The organism is Acidaminococcus sp. CAG:542, assembly GCF_000437815.1.
In the GTDB taxonomy this organism is placed as follows: Bacteria; Bacillota; Negativicutes; order Acidaminococcales; family Acidaminococcaceae; genus Acidaminococcus.
The window spans coordinates 1-1,338 of the sequence record NZ_FR902054.1 but is presented as its reverse complement, the minus strand read 5'-3'; the positions used below and the strand labels follow the sequence as shown (position 1 = coordinate 1,338).

The 1,338-nt window shown below is 55.8% G+C and carries 1 protein-coding gene; it reads right to left on the bottom strand.

Annotated elements, in window-relative coordinates:
• On the bottom strand, positions 1–794 hold a 794-nt coding region (locus QVO43_RS03740; RefSeq protein WP_288174471.1), incomplete at its 3' end, for a glutathione S-transferase family protein.
• Positions 795–1,338 lie beyond the last annotated feature (544 nt).

The window sequence follows — 1,338 nt, the reverse complement described above, 5'->3', positions numbered from 1 at the left end:
TTTCCCAGCCAGTCCAGACGGTTGAACACCTTTTCATAGTAGAATTCGTAATCCTTCTGGCTGGTGACCAGGGCGGCCAGGTTCACCGCCAGGTTCACGTCGGCGTAGATGATGTCGTTGAGGGCATCGATGTCGTCCCGCCGGTCTTCCGGATAGATGTCGGGAGCGTCGGGACTGATGTACTTGGTCCAGGCCACGGCGATTTCTGTAGTCAGGTCGTGGTAGTCGTTGTTCACTACAGCACCGGTGGTCACGTCCACAATGGCAGGCACCGTGGAGCGCTGGTCATAGGCGGGGTTTCCTTTCCGGTAGGCTTCTCCCAGGGAGTGGATCTTCAGCACCGGGTCCACATTGTCCGGATCCAGGGTGAAGAACCAGTCCCCCACCACCCCGGCGGGACGGAGAGGATCCACCACCCCTTTGGAGATTACCTTGTCCAGGCCCAAAAGGTCGATGGCAATGGCCACCCGGTTGGCCCAGGGGCAGTGCTTGGACCAGACCAGACGGTACCGGCCCGGTTCCACCGGCAGCTGGTCCGGACCTTCCCCGAAGGGAGTGGTGAACTGGGGTTCCTCATCGTCGGCGTATTTCTGCCGGCGGTTGAAGTTGGAGGCGTCCTGGCCTTCATATTCCTTCTGGACCGTATGGGCCCGGGGGTTGCTGGAATGGAATTCGGAAAAGTCGATGGGGCAGGGATTCATGGCCCGTTTTACAGTAATGTCCTTCCAGGCGGCGGCGATTTCCGGATCCTTGATCCGGGCCAGTTTGGCGGCGTGGATGTCGATTTCAGTCATGATGATTCTCTCCTTTGTACAGAACCCGGGATTGCGGGGTTAATGTATAGTATTTTTATATGGATTAGGAGTAAAAAAAAGAAAGCTCCCGTCCCTATTGGGACGAAAGCTTTGGCTCCGTGGATCCACCCAGTTTCGCTGCCCTGTTGCCAGGTGCAGCCTCAGAGGCAGGACAATCCTCCTGCCTGACAGGGTAACGGCTGTCAGTCGGAAAGTCTACTGAGGGCCGGGCCCTGTTGGACTTTGCACGCTCAGAAAGGCACTTCAGATCCCGTAGTCATCCCCGCTTCCACTGTCCGGGTTCGCTGCCTGCATTCCAGGGTCCTACTCTTTTTCGTCATTGCGTTTGTTTTGAAATTATGGGAAGATGATACCATTGAATTGATAGTATCTCAATAGGAATTAAAGAAAATGTGGTTAGGTGATTAGGTGGTTAGGTGGTTAAGTGATTAACGGGTCCGCGGCTGATGGATGCCAGATGCTCAAGCATCTGCCTTCGAACACGAAAAACCGGCGGCCGGGATGGGCTTCCCTTCGGGAAGCC